This window comes from Streptomyces cadmiisoli, assembly GCF_003261055.1.
Classification (GTDB): domain Bacteria; phylum Actinomycetota; class Actinomycetes; order Streptomycetales; family Streptomycetaceae; genus Streptomyces; species Streptomyces cadmiisoli.
On record NZ_CP030073.1, the window covers coordinates 3,062,778 to 3,077,216 of the forward strand.

Sequence of the window (14,439 nt, forward strand, 5' to 3'; positions counted from 1 at the left end):
TCCCGTTACTCAGGGTTGTCCGCGAGGGACCTCGCCGCCCGGACGCAGTGGGCGAGCGCCTCGCGCGCGTAGTCCGGGGACGCGCCCGCGAGTCCGCACGCGGGCGTGACCGTGACGGCCTCCGGAAGAAGCTCCGGAGACAGCCCCAGCCTGCGCCAGAGCGTCCTGACACCCATGACGCTACCGGCAGGGTCCGACAATGGACCGTCCGTGCCGGGGACGACACCGGCGAACAGTCGGGTGCCGCTCTCCACGGCCTCACCGATGGCATCGTCGTCACGCTCCGTGAGGAGGGAGGCGTCGAAGGACACGGCCCCCGCGCCGGCCCGGCGCAGCAGGGCGAACGGGACGTCCGGCGCGCACGAGTGGACCACCACGGGGCCGTCCCCGTGCACACCGACGACGTCCCTCAGGGTGGCCTCGACGATCTGCCGGTCGACCGCGCGGTGCGTGCGGTAGCCGCTGGCGCTCCTGACCCGGCCGCGCAGCACGGCGGTCAGGGAGGGCTCGTCCAGCTGGAGGACGAGCCGCGCGCCGGGGATGCGGCGGGCGACCTCGGCGAGGTGCAGGCGCAGCCCCTCGGCGAGCGAACCGGCGAGGTCGCGGCAGGCGCCGGCGTCGGAGAGGGCGGCCTCGCCGTTCCGCAGCTCCAGCGCGGCGGCGAGCGTCCACGGACCGACCGCCTGCACCTTCAGCGGGCCCTCGTACCCCTGGGTGAACTCCTCCAGCGCGTCGAGGTCCTCGCCGAGCCACGACCGGGCCCGCTTGGTGTCCCGTCCCGGGCGGTCCCCGATCCGCCAGCCGCTGGGCTCCACCCGCGCGTACAGCTCCACGAGCATCCCCGCGGTGCGGCCGATCATGTCCGCGCCGGGCCCGCGGGCCGGCAGTTCGGCGAGGTACGGGAAGTCCTCGAAGGTTCCGGTGACGGTCCTGGCGGCCTCGCGGGCGTCGCCGCCGGGCATGGACCCGACGCCGGTCGCGGCACCGAAACTGGTCTGGCTGTTTTCGCTCACTCCGAGAGAGTACGTAACCCCGAGGGGGTCGTTTCACCGGTCGGGGGTCACCGCCCCGGCCGCACCGTCACATCGTTGATCTCCGCGTCCTCGGGCAGGTCCAGGCACATCAGGACGGTGGTGGCGACGGACTCGGGGTCGATCCAGCGCGCGGGGTCGTACTCCTTGCCCTCCTGCTGGTGCACCTTGGCCTGCATGGGGCCGGCGGTGCGGCCGGGGTAGACGGAGGTGACGCGGACGCCGTCCGCGTGCTCCTCCTCGCGCAGGGAGTCCGCGAGGGCCTTCAGACCGTGCTTGGAGGCGGCGTACGCGGACCAGCCGGCGTGGGCGCTCAGGCCAGCGCCGGAGTTCACGAACAGCACGTGTCCGCGGGCCGCGCGCAGTTGCGGCAGGAACAGCCGGGTCAGTTCGGCGGGGGCGAGCAGGTTGACGTTGAGCTGGTGGCGCCAGGTCTTCGGGGTGAGGTCGCCGACCGGGCCCAGGTCGACCACGCCGGCGATGTGGAGCAGGGAGTCGACCCGGTCCGGCGGGCTCTGGTGGGAGAGCGCCCAGCTCAGCCGGTCGGGCTCGGACAGATCGCCGACGAGGGTCCGCGCCCCGGGGAACTCGGCGGCCAGTTCCTTGGCGCGGCCGGCGTCACGCGCGTGCAGCACGACCTCGTCCCCGCGTGCGTGCAGACGGCGGGCGACGGCCGCTCCGATGCCGGAACCCGCCCCGGTGATCACATGTGTAGGCATGCCGCCATGCTCGCACCACCCGTGCGTCAGGCGACGCCCCGGCTCTCCTCCAGGAAGGCCAGCGCCCCGACCGGCTCCTCGGCGAAGAACACCAGGTCGGTCAGCGGGAGCGGCAGGAAGCCTTCGTCCTCCATGCGGTGGAACTGCTGCTTCAGGCCGTCGTAGAAGCCCGCGGTGTTCAGCAGCACCACCGGCTTGTCCGTGTGGCCGTGCTTCTTCAGTTCCAGGATCTCGGTCGCCTCGTCGAGCGTGCCGGTGCCGCCCACCATGATCACCACCGCGTCGGCCTTCTCCAGCAGCAGCCTCTTGCGCTCGGCGAGATCACGCGCGACCACCATCTCGTCGACACCGGTGCGGGCGGTGGCCGCCAGGAACTCCACGGAGACGCCCACCAGCCGGCCGCCCGCCTCCTGGACGCCGTCGGCGACGACCTTCATCAGCCCGACGTCGGAGCCGCCCCACACCAGGGTGTGCCCGCCCTTGCCCAGCAGTTCCGCGAAGTCGCGGGCCGGACGGGTGTAACGGTCGTCGAGGTCGGCGGCGGAGAGGAAGACGCAGATGTTCATGGAGTCACCGTACGCGGGAAGAACCGGCGGCCCGTGAGCGCTTTCCCTGTATGACCCGAGGACACACGATCACCATCGAACACGGCACCCGGCGCGTGCGCGTCGTCCATGACGGGCAGGTGCTGGCCGAGAGCGACCGGCCCCTCGTCCTTCGGGAGACGGGGAGCCCCGTGCGCTACTACCTCCCGTCGGAGGACGTCCGGCTCGATCTGCTCACGCCCTCCGAGACCCACACCCACTGTCCCTTCAAGGGCACCGCGTCCTACTGGTCGCTGCCCGGCGCACCGGACCTCGTCTGGGCCTACCCGGAACCGAAGCCGGACGTGGCCGAGATCAAGGACCACCTGTGCTTCTACGACGTCGAAGAGGTGTGACGGCCTCTCCGACGCACGCCGTCTCCCCCACCTCGACGTGAGTCGAGGTGGGGCTGAGGTGATGTGACGACGGGGCCGGACGGCCTCAGGCCGAGACCGCCGCGGCCCGCGCCGTCGACGCGATCGTCGCCGAGCCGACCACGCGCGTGCCGTCGTACAGGACGATCGCCTGGCCGGGGGCCACGCCGCGGACCGGCTCGGTGAAGTCGACCTCCAGGGTGCCGTCGACCAGCTCGGCGGTCACCTCGGTCTCGCCGCCGTGTGCGCGCAGCTGGGCGGTGTACGTGCCGGGGCCGACGGGTGCCGAGCCGCACCAGCGGGGCTTGATCGCGGTGAGGCCGCCGACGTCCAGCGCGGACGCGGGGCCGACGGTCACGGTGTTGTCGACGGGGGAGATGTCCAGGACGTAGCGCGGCTTGCCGTCGGGGGCGGGGGTGCCGATGCGCAGGCCCTTGCGCTGGCCGATGGTGAAGCCGTACGCGCCCTCGTGCGTGCCGACGCGGTTGCCCGACTCGTCGACGATGTCGCCCTCGGCCCGGCCCAGGCGCCGGGCGAGGAAGCCCTGGGTGTCGCCGTCGGCGATGAAGCAGATGTCGTGCGAGTCGGGCTTCTTGGCCACGGCCAGGCCGCGGCGCTCGGCCTCCGCGCGGATCTCTTCCTTGGTGGTGACCGTGTCGCCGAGCGGGAACATCGCGTGCGCGAGCTGCTTCTCGTCGAGGACTCCGAGGACGTACGACTGGTCCTTGGCCATGTCGGAGGCGCGGTGCAGCTCGCGCGAGCCGTCCTCGCGGACGATCACCTGCGCGTAGTGCCCGGTGCAGACCGCGTCGAAGCCGAGGGCGAGCGCCTTGTCCAGCAGCGCCGCGAACTTGATCTTCTCGTTGCAGCGCAGGCACGGATTGGGGGTGCGGCCCGCCTCGTACTCGGCTACGAAGTCCTCGACCACGTCCTCGCGGAAGCGGTCGGCGAGGTCCCAGACGTAGAACGGGATGCCGATGACGTCCGCGGCGCGGCGGGCGTCGCGTGAGTCCTCGATCGTGCAACAGCCGCGCGCGCCCGTGCGGAAGGACTGCGGGTTGGCGGACAGGGCGAGGTGGACGCCGGTCACGTCGTGCCCCGCCTCGGCCGCGCGGGCGGCGGCGACGGCGGAGTCGACACCGCCGGACATGGCGGCGAGGACGCGGAGGGGGCGGGAGCGCTGCGGGGTGTCAGTCATAACCCTTCCAGGGTACGGGGGCGCGGGAACCGGGGCCCGCGAGTATCCGTTCTGGCTGACATGAGACAGAACAAGGACGGCTCCGGCGGGCGGATAGGGCGGCGCGCGCTGATCCTCGGCGGGACCGCCGCCGTGCTGGGCACGGGGGCCGTGCTGGCGCGCGACGAGCTGTCGCGGCTGTGGTGGCAGGTGCCGGGCGTGGACAAGCCGCGGGTGGCGGGAGCCGTCGACTTCCGGGACGCGCGCTGGGTTGCGGCCTCCTCGGCGAACTGGCGCCGGGCGGACCGCCCGGCGGACTACTCGATCGACATGGTGGTCATCCATGTCACCCAGGGCAGCTTCAACAGCGCGGTGCGGGTCTTCCAGGACCCGGGCCACGGCGCCGCGTCGCACTACATCGTCCGCAAGGACGGTCACGTCACGCAGATGATCCGCGAGTTGGACGTCGCCTACCACGCGGGCAACCGGGACTACAACGAACGCAGTGTCGGCATCGAGCACGCGGGCTTCGTCGACCGCCCCCAGGACCTCACCGACGCGATGTACGCCGCCTCGGCCCGTCTGACGGCGGGGATCTGCCGACGGTACGGCATACCGGTCGACCGGGAGCACATCATCGCGCACTCGGAAGTGCCGGGGACCGACCACACGGATCCCGGCGAGCACTGGGACTGGGACCGCTACCTGAAGCTGGTGCGGCGGGCCGGCACGACTCCGGCCTGACCACGCGTCACATCAGCCCCGCCGCACGGGCGCGTTCCACCGCCGGGCCGATGGCCTTGGCGACCGCCTCGACGTCGGCCGCGGTGGAGGTGTGGCCGAGCGAGAAGCGGAGCGTGCCGCGGGCGAGGTCGGGGTCGGTGCCGGTGGCGAGCAGGACGTGGCTCGGCTGGGCGACGCCCGCGGTGCAGGCGGACCCGGTGGAGCACTCGATGCCCTGGGCGTCGAGGAGCAGCAGCAGCGAGTCGCCCTCGCAGCCGGGGAAGGTGAAGTGGGCGTTGGCCGGGAGGCGGTCCACCGGGTCGCCGCCCAGGATCGCGTCGGGCACCGCCGTGCGGACCACCTCGATCAGGTCGTCGCGCAGGGCGCCGATCTCCCGGGCGAACTGTTCGCGGTGCTCGGCGGCGTGCCGGCCGGCGACCGCGAAGGAGGCGATGGCGGGCACGTCGAGGGTGCCGGACCGCACATGGCGTTCCTGGCCGCCGCCGTGCAGAACGGGTACGGGGGTGTGCTCACGGCCCAGAACGAGCGCGCCGATGCCGTACGGACCGCCGATCTTGTGGCCGGAGACGGTCATCGCGGCCAGCCCGGACCGGGCGAAGTCGACCGGCAGTTGACCGAAGGCCTGGACCGCGTCGGCGTGCAGCGGGATGCCGAACTCCGCCGCGGTCGCGGCGAGTTCGGCCACCGGCAGGACCGTGCCGATCTCGTTGTTGGCCCACATGACGGTGGCCAGGGCGACGTCGTCGGGGTTGCGGGCGATGGCCTCGCGCAGCGTCTCGGGGTGGACGCGGCCGTAGGAGTCGACCGGGAGGTACTCCACGGTGGCGCCCTCGTGCTCCCCGAGCCAGTGGACGGCGTCGAGGACGGCGTGGTGCTCGACGGGGCTGGCCAGCACCCGGGTGCGGGCGGGATCGGCGGCGTGGCGGGACCAGTACAGGCCCTTGACGGCGAGGTTGTCGGCCTCCGTTCCGCCGGCGGTGAAGACGACCTCGCTGGGGCGGGCGCCGAGGGCTTCGGCGAGGGTCTCGCGGGCCTCCTCGACGGTTCGCCGTGCGGCGCGGCCGGACGCGTGGAGGGAGGAGGCGTTGCCCGTGACGCCGAGGTGGGCGGTGAGCGCCTCTGCCGCCTCCGGGAGCATCGGGGTGGTCGCGGCGTGGTCGAGGTAAGCCATGGTGAGGCCGATTCTACGGCCCCGGGGCGACCGGTCCTGCGGTGCCCGTGGCGGGATCCTGCCGTCTCGCCCGCGCGGTCACACGCTCCAGGAGACGGTGCCGTCCGCGTGCATGAACGCCGCCAGTACGACGAGGTCGGCCACGCCCAGCGCGAGGCCGAGCCAGGCCCGGCCCCGGCGGTCGGTGCCGCGTCGCAGCGCCACGGCCGCGAGGGCGATGGCGGTGGGGCCGAGGAACACGTTCAGGACGAGCAGGCCCAGGAGGCCGAGGACGAAGGACGCGACGGCCATGCCGTCGGTGTCCTGGATTCCGGTGCGGCGCGCGGCCGGTGCGGTGAGGTGCATGGTGTCTGCTCCCGACGGGTGTATCGGTGGGAAGGACGACGGTCGGTCCGTGGCCGACCGCGGTGGGTCGGTGCCGGGGCGGCGGTTGATGGGCGCCCGGACGGCGGCCGGCTGGCACCCCGACGGGGGTCGATTCGCGTCCGTCGAGGGACGGTTGGTCGCGGCTGGCGCTCGGCGATCGGCGATCGGTTCGTGCCGCACGGCGGTCGATTCGTCCCGGTCGGCGGCCGGGGCGTCTCGGACGGTGGTCAGTTCGTCCGCGCGGCGCGGCGGCGGCCGTGGCGCTCGCGGAGCGCGAAGACGCCGAGCCAGCCGGCGATCACGACTGCGGCGACGACGGTGAAGGAGAGTGGTGCGTGGGCGACGGTGCCCATGACCAGGCCGAGCAGCAGCAGTGCGGCGACGAGGAACAGCACGGGTTCGAAATCCCCCTCCGGGTGCCTTCGGGCGTTTCCGCGCGAAGGCTCGGTGAACGTTTGTCGTTACAGTTGTTCACTGACTACCCAGTCTAGCCCCCCACGACTTTCCAATTCGAGAGAACAGTTGTTAACTGCATGGTATGAGTCACACGCTCGGCCTTCGGCAGGCACAGAAGCAGAAGACCCGGCAGGCGCTTCTGGACGCGGCGCTGGAGCTGCTGGAGGGCCAGAGTCTGAGCAGTCTGGGCCTGCGCGAGGTCACCCGTGCCGTGGGGGTCGCCCCGACCGCCTTCTACCGGCACTTCCGCTCCACCGAGGATCTCGGCGTGGCGCTGGTCGACCAGGCGCTCGGCAGTCTCCACCCCATGATCCGGTCGATCGTGTCCACCACCGGCGACAGCGAGGAACGCATCGCGCGCGCGGTGGAGTTGATCGCGGACCACGTCGACGCGTATCCCTCACACGTCCGCTTCATCGCCCGTGAGCGGCACGGCGGGGTACGGCCCGTACGGGAGGCGATCCACGACGAACTGGCCCGGTTCGCCGAGGAGGTGGGGACCGCGCTGGCCACCGACCCGCAGGCCGAGGGCTGGAGCGACGACGACCTGCGGATGCTCGCGGAGCTGTACGTCGACCAGATGCTGGTCACCGCCTCGCTGTTCCTGGAGGCCCTCCAGGGCCCCGAGGAGGAGCGGCGGCACGTCACCGGTCTCGCCGTTCGCCGACTGCGTCTGATCAGCATCGGCCGGGCGCACTGGCTGGACTGACGCCGCCGGCGGGCGCGGGCGTGCCCGCCCGGGACGGCGGAACCGTCAGCCGAGCCGGACGCGGGCCAGCTGGCGGGACTGGGCGACCAGCCGGTCCGCGCTGTCCCACACCTCGGCGTCCTCCTCCAGGAATCCGCCGGCGAGGTTGCGGGTGGCCACGGACACCCGCAGCGGGCCCGGCGCCGGACGGCACCGCACGTGCACGGTCAGCTCGACGGTGGGCACCCAGCCGGAGATCCCGAGCTCGAAGGCGGTCGGCGGCAGCGCGTCGACGGCGAGCAGCAGGGACAGCGGGTCGGCGTCGCGGCCGTCCTTCAGACCGAACCAGGCGCGCATCTCGCCCTTGCCGGAGGGCGCGCCGAGGGCCCAGCCCAGGGTCGACGGGTCCAGCTTCAGCATCAGACGGTCGGTGATGGCCGAGCTGCCGGGCACGGGGGCGGGTCCGTCCTCCGGGCCGAAGCACTGCTCGATCGGCGGAATGGCCGGCGGCTTCGCGGTGGTCCGGACGTCATCGGGGAGGGTGTCGAGGTCGCCGTAGGAGGCGATGACCCGGATCCGCTCGACCTCCTGGCCGTGCTCGTCGCGCTGGAGGAGGGAGGCCTGTCCGGTGGACAGACTCCGGCCGGTGCGCACCACGTCCGTGCGGACGACCGCGGGGCCCGGCCGGGAGGCGGTCAGGTAGTGCGCCGAGATCGTGAAGGGGTCGGCGTGCGGGAGGGCGTCGGCGAGCGCCCGGCCCAGGACCGCGAGGAGGTAACCCCCGTTGACGGCGCTGATGATGGTCCAGCCGGCCGAGAGGTCGATGTCGTACACGCCCTCCGCGCGCCGGACGACCGCGGTGTCTCGGTCGAACTCGCTGTTGCCGATGGTCGCCTGGGATGCCTGAGCCATGCCCGTACGCTACAACAAAAGATTACTAAGCGGTAGCTTTGGAGGGATCCTCCTCCCGCACCGTCGACCTGCGGTTCCAGGCCCTCGGCGCCCGCCAGTGACAGCGCATCGCGAGCAGGCGCAGGACGAAGGCCGCCACGACCGCGATCCCGCTGGTCAGCGGCGTCAGCGCGTCACGGCTGATGCAGACCGCGACCATCGAGGCCCCGACGATCGCGGGGACGGCGTACAGGTCGCGGTCCCAGCGCAGCAGTGAGGGCACCTCGTTGGCGAGGACGTCGCGCAGCACACCCCCGCCGACGGCGGTGGCCAGGCCGAGGGCCGCCGAGGCGGTCAGACCCAGGCCGTACTCGTAGGCCTTGATCGTGCCGGAGACGCAGAAGAGGCCGAGTCCCGCCGCGTCGAAGACGTTGACGCCGGCCTGGATGCGCTCGACCTGCGGATGGAGGAAGAAGACGAGCAGCGCGGCCAGCAGCGGGGTGAGGAAGTACCCCAGATCCGTGAACGCGGCCGGCGGTACGGCCCCGATGACCAGGTCGCGGAAGAGGCCGCCGCCCAGCGCGGTGACCTCGGCGAGGACGGCGATGCCGAAGACGTCGAAGTTCTTGCGGACGGCCAGCAGAGCGCCGGAGATGGCGAAGACGAAGATGCCGATCAGGTCGAGCGTGTGCTGGACGGATGGGCTGAACAGTTGCTGGAGCACCCATACATTCTGACGTGCCGAGGGGCGTGCACCTGCCGAAGCAAGGTGCACGCCCCATCACACATCTGATTTAGCTACTTCTGCGACGCCTTCGGGCTCTCGTCGCCGTCGTCGTCGGAACCGGCCGCCTTCGCGGGCTCGGCCTCCTCCGACGCCGCCTCGGACTCCGAGGACTCCGAGGACTCCGAGGACTCCGAGGACTCAGTCTCCTCGGAAGCCTCGGCCTCGTCCGACGCCTCCGCCGGTGCCGGAGCCTCGGCGGACTCCGACGTGTCCTCGGCCACCGCCTTCGCCACGGCCGCGCTCGTCTCGGCCGACTCCGCGAGGACCTCGTCCGCGACCAGCTCGGCCGCTTCCTTGGCGGCGGTCAGCAGAACGGTGTCCTGCGGCGCCTGGTCCTCGAAGTTCTCCGGGTGGTGGCAGGCGACCCGCTGACCGGGGCGCAGCTCCAGCAGCGGCGGCTCCGTGGTCCGGCAGGTCTCCGTCGCCTTCCAGCACCGGGTGTGGAACCGGCAGCCGCTCGGCGGGGAGATCGGCGACGGCACGTCGCCCTTGAGCAGGATGCGCTCGCTCTTGACGCCACGGCGCGCCGGGTCCGGGACCGGAACGGCCGACAGCAGCGCCTTGGTGTACGGGTGCATCGGGGATCGGTAGAGCAGATCGCGGTCGGCCAGCTCCACGATCTTGCCCAGGTACATCACCGCGATCCGGTCCGAGACGTGCCGGACGACCGACAGGTCGTGCGCGATGATCACGTACGTCAGGCCGAGCTCCTGCTGGAGGTCGTCCAGCAGGTTCACCACCTGCGCCTGGATGGAGACGTCCAGCGCGGAGACCGGCTCGTCGGCCACGACCAGCTTCGGGTTCAGGGCCAGCGCGCGGGCGATGCCGATGCGCTGACGCTGACCGCCGGAGAACTCGTGCGGGTAGCGGTTGTAGTGCTCGGGGTTGAGCCCGACCACCGACAGCAGCCGCTGCACCTCCTTCTTGATGCCGCCCTCGGGCTGGACGCCCTGGAGCTTGAAGGGGGCGCCGACGATCGTGCCGATGGTGTGGCGCGGGTTCAGCGACGAGTACGGGTCCTGGAAGATCATCTGCACGTCGCGGCGCAGCGGACGCATCCCGCCGACACCGAGGTGCGTGATGTCCTTGCCCTCGAACTCCACCTGACCGGCGGTCGGTTCGAGCAGGCGGGTGATCAGCCGGCCCATCGTCGACTTGCCGCAGCCGGACTCGCCGACGACGCCGAGGGTCTCACCGGCGCGCACCTCGAAGTCGATGCCGTCCACCGCGCGGACGGCGCCGACCTGACGCTTCAGCAGGCCCTTGCGGATCGGGAAGTGCTTCTGAAGGCCCGTCACCTTCAGCAGGATCTCACCGGGGGCGGCGTCCGCGGTCAGCGTGGCTCCGTCGCTCTGCGCGGGGATACTCACTGCATTTTTCTCGCTCACAGCTTCGGCGCAATCTCTTCGGTCCAGATACGCTCCCGCTGCTCCTGCGACATGTGGCAGGCAGCCCAGTGCCGGCTGCCGACCTCGGACAGCTCGGGCCGGACCGTGCGGGTGACGTTGTCCTTCGGCACGTCGGCGTACGGACAGCGCGGGTTGAAGGCGCAGCCGGACGGGACGTTGATCAGGGAGGGCGGGGAGCCCTTGACCGGGATGAGGCGCTCCTGCTGCTCGCGGTCCAGGCGAGGCATCGAGCCGAGCAGACCCCAGGTGTAGGGGTGGCGGGGCTCGTAGAACACCTTCTCGGCGGGACCGCGCTCCACACAGCGGCCGCCGTACATCACCAGCAGGTCGTCGGCCAGTTCGGCGACGACGCCCAGGTCGTGGGTGATGACGATGACCGCGGAGCCGAACTCCTTCTGCAGGTCCCGGATCAGGTCGAGGATCTGCGCCTGGACGGTCACGTCCAGCGCGGTCGTCGGCTCGTCCGCGATCAGCAGCTCCGGGTTGTTCACCAGCGACATCGCGATCATCGCGCGCTGGCGCATACCGCCGGAGAACTCGTGCGGATAGTTGTCGACCCGCTTGTCGGGCTGCGGGATGCCGACGCGGTCGAGCATCTCCACGGCACGACGCCTGGCCGTCTTCTTGTCCACGTTGTGGTGGATGCGGTACGCCTCCACGATCTGCTGGCCGATCGTGTAGTACGGGTGCAGCGCGGACAGCGGATCCTGGAAGATCATCGCCATCTCGCGGCCGCGCAGCTTGCGGACCTGGTCGGCGGGCGCGGACAGCAGCTCCGTGCCGTTCAGCCAGATCTCGCCGGAGATCTGCGCCTTGCGCTTGCCGTACTGGCCGGCGGTGTGCAGGCCCATGATGCCGAGCGAGGTCACCGACTTGCCGGAGCCGGACTCGCCGACGATGCCGAGGGTCTTGCCCTTCTCCAGCTGGAAGCTGAGCCCGTCGACGGACTTGACCAGGCCGTCGTCGGTCGGGAAGTGCACCTTCAGGTCGCGCACTTCCAGGAAGGCGGTCGGGGCGGCGCCGACGGTGGGTTCACCCACGGCGGCTCCGGTCTTGCTGAGTTCGGTCATGAGAGCCTCACTCGGGGGTCGATCACGGCGTACAGGACGTCCACCACGAGGTTGGCCAGGAGCACCGCGAGAGAGGTGATCAGGGTGACACCCAGGATGATGGGCAGGTCCTGGGTCTGGATGCCGTTGAGCACCGCCTGGCCGAGGCCGGGCAGGCTGAACGTCGTCTCGGTCAGGATCGCGCCGCCGATGAGGGCGCCGAGGTCCATGCCGAGCATGGTCAGGATCGGTGTCATCGTCGAGCGCATGGCGTGCTTTCCGATGACGACCTGCTCGCGCAGGCCCTTCGCGCGGGCGGTGCGGATGTAGTCCTCACCGAGGATCTCCAGCATGGTGGCGCGGGTGATACGGGCGTACATCGCCGCGTACAGGAACGCCAGGGTGACCCACGGGAGGATCATGCCGCCGAGCCAGCCGGAGAAGCTCTCCTCCAGCGGCACGTACTGCCCGTCGATCCAGCCGAGCCCGTACGAGAAGATCGCCAGGCTCAGCAGACCGGTGAAGTAGATCGGCAGGGAGACGCCGCCGAGGGCGACGACCATGGCGCCGCGGTCCCACAGGGTGCCCCGCTTGAGCGCGGAGAGCACACCGGCGGCGACACCGAAGACCAACCACAGCAGCGCGGCGCCGAGCGCGAGACCCAGGGTCACCGGGAAACGGTCGGTCAGCACCGGCCAGATGGCCTGCTCGCTGCGGAAGGAGTAGCCGAAGCACGGCGCGGTGCAGTGCGTGACGTCACCGCCGGCCGCGTACGTGCGGCCCGCGAAGATGCCCTTGAAGAACTCCCACACCTGGACGTAGACCGGCTCGCCGAGCCCGAGCTTCGTCCGGACGGCCTCGACCGCCGCAGGGTCGGCCTGCTTGCCCACGAAGCTCGTGGCGATGTCCACGCCCACCCACTTGGGGACGAGGAAGAAGATGCTGAAGACCACCACCATGATGACCACGAGCATCACTGCGGCGGCAAACAGCCGCCTGATGAGATAAGTGAGCACAGCGCTCGGCCCGCCGCGGACCGCGGGCCACCGGAGGTTGTCCGGTGGCCCGCGATCACACTGCGCCGGCCTTCACCTGCCTTTCGTGCCGTTCGGCGGGTGTGCCGGTTACTTCGCGGACTTCAGGCCGAGGTTGACGAAGTCGTACATGCCGCTGTAACCGTCGGACGTGTAGACGTTCGCCAGCCGGCTGCCGCGCCAGTTGATGAACTTCTCGAACACGAAGGGCAGGTAGTAGCCGCCCTCCATGACCTTGTGGTTGATCTCCGTGGAGATCTGGGTCTTCTCGGCGTCGTCGAGGGTGTTGACGTAGTCGTCGAACAGACCGTCGATCGCCTTGTCCTTGATCAGGGCGTAGTTGTTGTTGCCGCTCTCAAGGATGTAGCTGCTGTCCCACAGCGGGAGACCGAAGCCCTGGACGGTCGGGAAGTCCGGACCCCAGCCCATGATGATGATGCCGTAGCCCTTCTTCTTCACGTTGGAAGGGCTGCCGATGATGCCGCTGGTCTGCGAGCCGTCGTACTGGTCGATCTCGGCCTCGATGCCGACCTTCTTCAGCGACGCCTGGAGGGACTCGGCGGTGGCCACCTCGACCGGCTTGTTGTTGCGGACCGCGATGGTGGTCTTGAAGCCGTTGGGCTTGCCGCAGGCCTTCAGCGCTTCCTTGGCCTTGGCGGCGTTGCCGGCCTTGTTGGCACCGGCGAGCTCGTACGGGTCGTACTTCTGGCCCTCGGCACCCGGGACCGACGGCGGCAGCATGTTGGTGCCGATGTCGCCACCGGCGATCGGGCCACCGCGCGCGGTCTGCAGGGAGACGTGGTCGGCACCGTAGATGACGGCCTTGCGGCAGTTCTCGTTGTCGAACGGCTTCACGCTCTGCGGGAAGACGGCGTAACGGACGTAGCCGGAGACCGGGTTGTCCAGGTTGCCCTTGTGCTGCTTCAGGGCGGTGGTGCGGCCCTGCGGCGACATGCCGGTCTGGTTGATGTCCAGGTCGTAGTCGCCGTTGATCAGGCGCTGGTCCATGTCATTGGCGTTGGAGAAGAAGTTGACCGTGATCGCGTCCGGGTAGGCCTTGCGGACGGGGTCGGAGGACTGCTTCCAGTTCTCGTTGCGGACCAGCTTCAGGGACTTGCCGGGCTCGTACGAGTCGAACTTGTACGGGCCGGAGGAGAACGGGTGCAGGCCGTACTTGGACTTGGTGTCCTTGTCCTGGCGGACCGGCGAGGCCGAGACCAGGGCCAGCATCTCCTCGAAGTCCGAGTTGGCCTTCGGCAGCTTGAAGACGATGGTCTTGTCGTCAGGCGTCTCGATGGCCTTCAGACCGAGCTTGTCCTTGGACTTGTCCTTGTACGGGCCCTGGTACTTGCCCTCGGGGTCCAGGACGTCCTTCAGGTAGACCGGACCGCCGGCGAGGACGTCCTGCGCCCAGACGCGCTCGATGCCGTACTTGATGTCCTTGGAGGTGATCGGCTTGCCGTCCTCCCAGGTCACGTCGTCGCGCAGGGTGTACGTGTAGGTCTTGCCGTCGTCGGAGACCTCGGCGAGACCGGCCGCGAGGTCCGGGGCCAGCTCGGCGCCCGCGGCACCCGGCTCGGCCTTGTTCGTGACGAGCTGACGGGCGTAGTAGCGCGAGAAGTTCCACATGAAGCCGTAGTAGCCACGCGTGGTGTCCCACGAGTCGGCGTCCTGGGCACCCGCGAACTTCAGCGTGCCGCCCTTCTTGGCGAGGTCGGCCTGGGCGACCTTGTTGTTGGCCGCGTCGAACCCGGCCGCGCCGTTCTTCGAGCCGCCGTCGCCGCCGCCGTTGCCGCCGTCGCCGCCGCCGCACGCCGCCGTGGTCAGCAGCGCAGCGACCACTGCGGCAGCGGCCATGGCCTGCTTGCGCCGCCCTGAGGTGCGTTGGGTAGTCACGATCTCGGATCCTCCGGATTAGATGAGAGACCCCGTGTCAGTGCCACGGGTCGCTTTGGGGTA

Annotated in this window: 16 protein-coding genes; 3 read left to right on the forward strand and 13 right to left on the reverse strand. The window is 70.6% G+C overall.

Annotation, left to right across the window (positions count from 1 at the left end):
• Positions 1-5: 5 nt before the first annotated feature.
• From DN051_RS12815 to DN051_RS12825, 3 genes are all read right to left on the reverse strand, one after another.
• A complete protein-coding gene (locus DN051_RS12815; protein WP_425471781.1) occupies positions 6-962 on the reverse strand; it encodes a methionine synthase in 957 nt (318 codons plus the stop codon).
• A 98-nt stretch (positions 963-1,060) separates the two neighbouring features.
• Entirely contained in the window at positions 1,061-1,750 is a 690-nt protein-coding gene (locus DN051_RS12820) for an SDR family oxidoreductase (protein WP_079001067.1), read from the reverse strand.
• Between the two features lie 26 nt (positions 1,751-1,776).
• Positions 1,777-2,316, reverse strand: a complete 540-nt coding sequence (locus tag DN051_RS12825; protein ID WP_053759995.1) for an LOG family protein — start codon at positions 2,314-2,316, stop codon at positions 1,777-1,779.
• Between the two features lie 50 nt (positions 2,317-2,366).
• On the opposite strand from DN051_RS12825, the gene DN051_RS12830 reads away from it, so the two are divergent.
• A complete protein-coding gene (locus DN051_RS12830) occupies positions 2,367-2,690 on the forward strand; it encodes a DUF427 domain-containing protein (protein ID WP_053759994.1) in 324 nt (107 codons plus the stop codon).
• Between the two features lie 85 nt (positions 2,691-2,775).
• Here DN051_RS12830 and mnmA read toward each other — a convergent pair whose 3' ends face one another.
• The gene (gene mnmA, locus DN051_RS12835; RefSeq protein ID WP_053759993.1) at positions 2,776-3,906 is read right to left on the reverse strand and encodes a tRNA 2-thiouridine(34) synthase MnmA; all 1,131 of its coding nucleotides are present in this window, start codon (positions 3,904-3,906) and stop codon (positions 2,776-2,778) included.
• A 60-nt stretch (positions 3,907-3,966) separates the two neighbouring features.
• Here mnmA and DN051_RS12840 point away from each other — a divergent pair, with 60 nt between their 5' ends.
• Positions 3,967-4,629: an N-acetylmuramoyl-L-alanine amidase gene (locus DN051_RS12840; RefSeq protein ID WP_053759992.1), complete on the forward strand. Its 663-nt coding sequence runs from the start codon at positions 3,967-3,969 to the stop codon at positions 4,627-4,629.
• Between the two features lie 7 nt (positions 4,630-4,636).
• On the opposite strand, the gene DN051_RS12845 is transcribed toward DN051_RS12840, so the two are convergent.
• From DN051_RS12845 to DN051_RS45790, 3 genes are all read right to left on the reverse strand, one after another.
• Complete coding sequence (locus DN051_RS12845) at positions 4,637-5,800, reverse strand: cysteine desulfurase family protein (RefSeq protein WP_112438732.1); 1,164 nt, start codon at positions 5,798-5,800, stop codon at positions 4,637-4,639.
• A gap of 78 nt (positions 5,801-5,878) precedes the next feature.
• Positions 5,879-6,145 (reverse strand): DUF4190 domain-containing protein, encoded by a 267-nt coding sequence (locus tag DN051_RS12850; RefSeq protein ID WP_053759990.1) that lies wholly within the window; start codon positions 6,143-6,145, stop codon positions 5,879-5,881.
• Positions 6,146-6,393: 248 nt separating this feature from the next.
• Entirely contained in the window at positions 6,394-6,561 is a 168-nt protein-coding gene (locus DN051_RS45790) for a hypothetical protein (RefSeq protein WP_199314923.1), read from the reverse strand.
• A 143-nt stretch (positions 6,562-6,704) separates the two neighbouring features.
• Here DN051_RS45790 and DN051_RS12855 point away from each other — a divergent pair, with 143 nt between their 5' ends.
• Positions 6,705-7,331, forward strand: a complete 627-nt coding sequence (locus DN051_RS12855; RefSeq protein ID WP_053759989.1) for a TetR family transcriptional regulator — start codon at positions 6,705-6,707, stop codon at positions 7,329-7,331.
• 45 nt (positions 7,332-7,376) lie between these two features.
• Here DN051_RS12855 and DN051_RS12860 read toward each other — a convergent pair whose 3' ends face one another.
• The 6 genes from DN051_RS12860 to DN051_RS12885 form a co-directional block, all read right to left on the reverse strand.
• Positions 7,377-8,222 carry a thioesterase family protein gene (locus DN051_RS12860; protein WP_053759988.1) on the reverse strand — a complete coding sequence of 282 codons (846 nt, stop codon included), beginning with the start codon at positions 8,220-8,222 and terminating at the stop codon, positions 7,377-7,379.
• Between the two features lie 25 nt (positions 8,223-8,247).
• Positions 8,248-8,925: a trimeric intracellular cation channel family protein gene (locus DN051_RS12865; protein WP_053759987.1), complete on the reverse strand. Its 678-nt coding sequence runs from the start codon at positions 8,923-8,925 to the stop codon at positions 8,248-8,250.
• Between the two features lie 74 nt (positions 8,926-8,999).
• On the reverse strand, positions 9,000-10,358 hold the full coding sequence (locus DN051_RS12870; RefSeq protein ID WP_162624917.1) for an ABC transporter ATP-binding protein: 1,359 nt from the start codon (positions 10,356-10,358) through the stop codon (positions 9,000-9,002).
• A gap of 14 nt (positions 10,359-10,372) precedes the next feature.
• Complete coding sequence (locus tag DN051_RS12875) at positions 10,373-11,467, reverse strand: ABC transporter ATP-binding protein (RefSeq protein ID WP_053759985.1); 1,095 nt, start codon at positions 11,465-11,467, stop codon at positions 10,373-10,375.
• Complete coding sequence (locus tag DN051_RS12880; RefSeq protein WP_053759984.1) at positions 11,464-12,462, reverse strand: ABC transporter permease; 999 nt, start codon at positions 12,460-12,462, stop codon at positions 11,464-11,466. Before DN051_RS12880 ends, DN051_RS12875 begins: the two co-directional genes overlap by 4 nt.
• Before the next feature lie 108 nt (positions 12,463-12,570).
• A complete protein-coding gene (locus tag DN051_RS12885) occupies positions 12,571-14,376 on the reverse strand; it encodes an ABC transporter substrate-binding protein (protein WP_053759983.1) in 1,806 nt (601 codons plus the stop codon).
• Positions 14,377-14,439 lie beyond the last annotated feature (63 nt).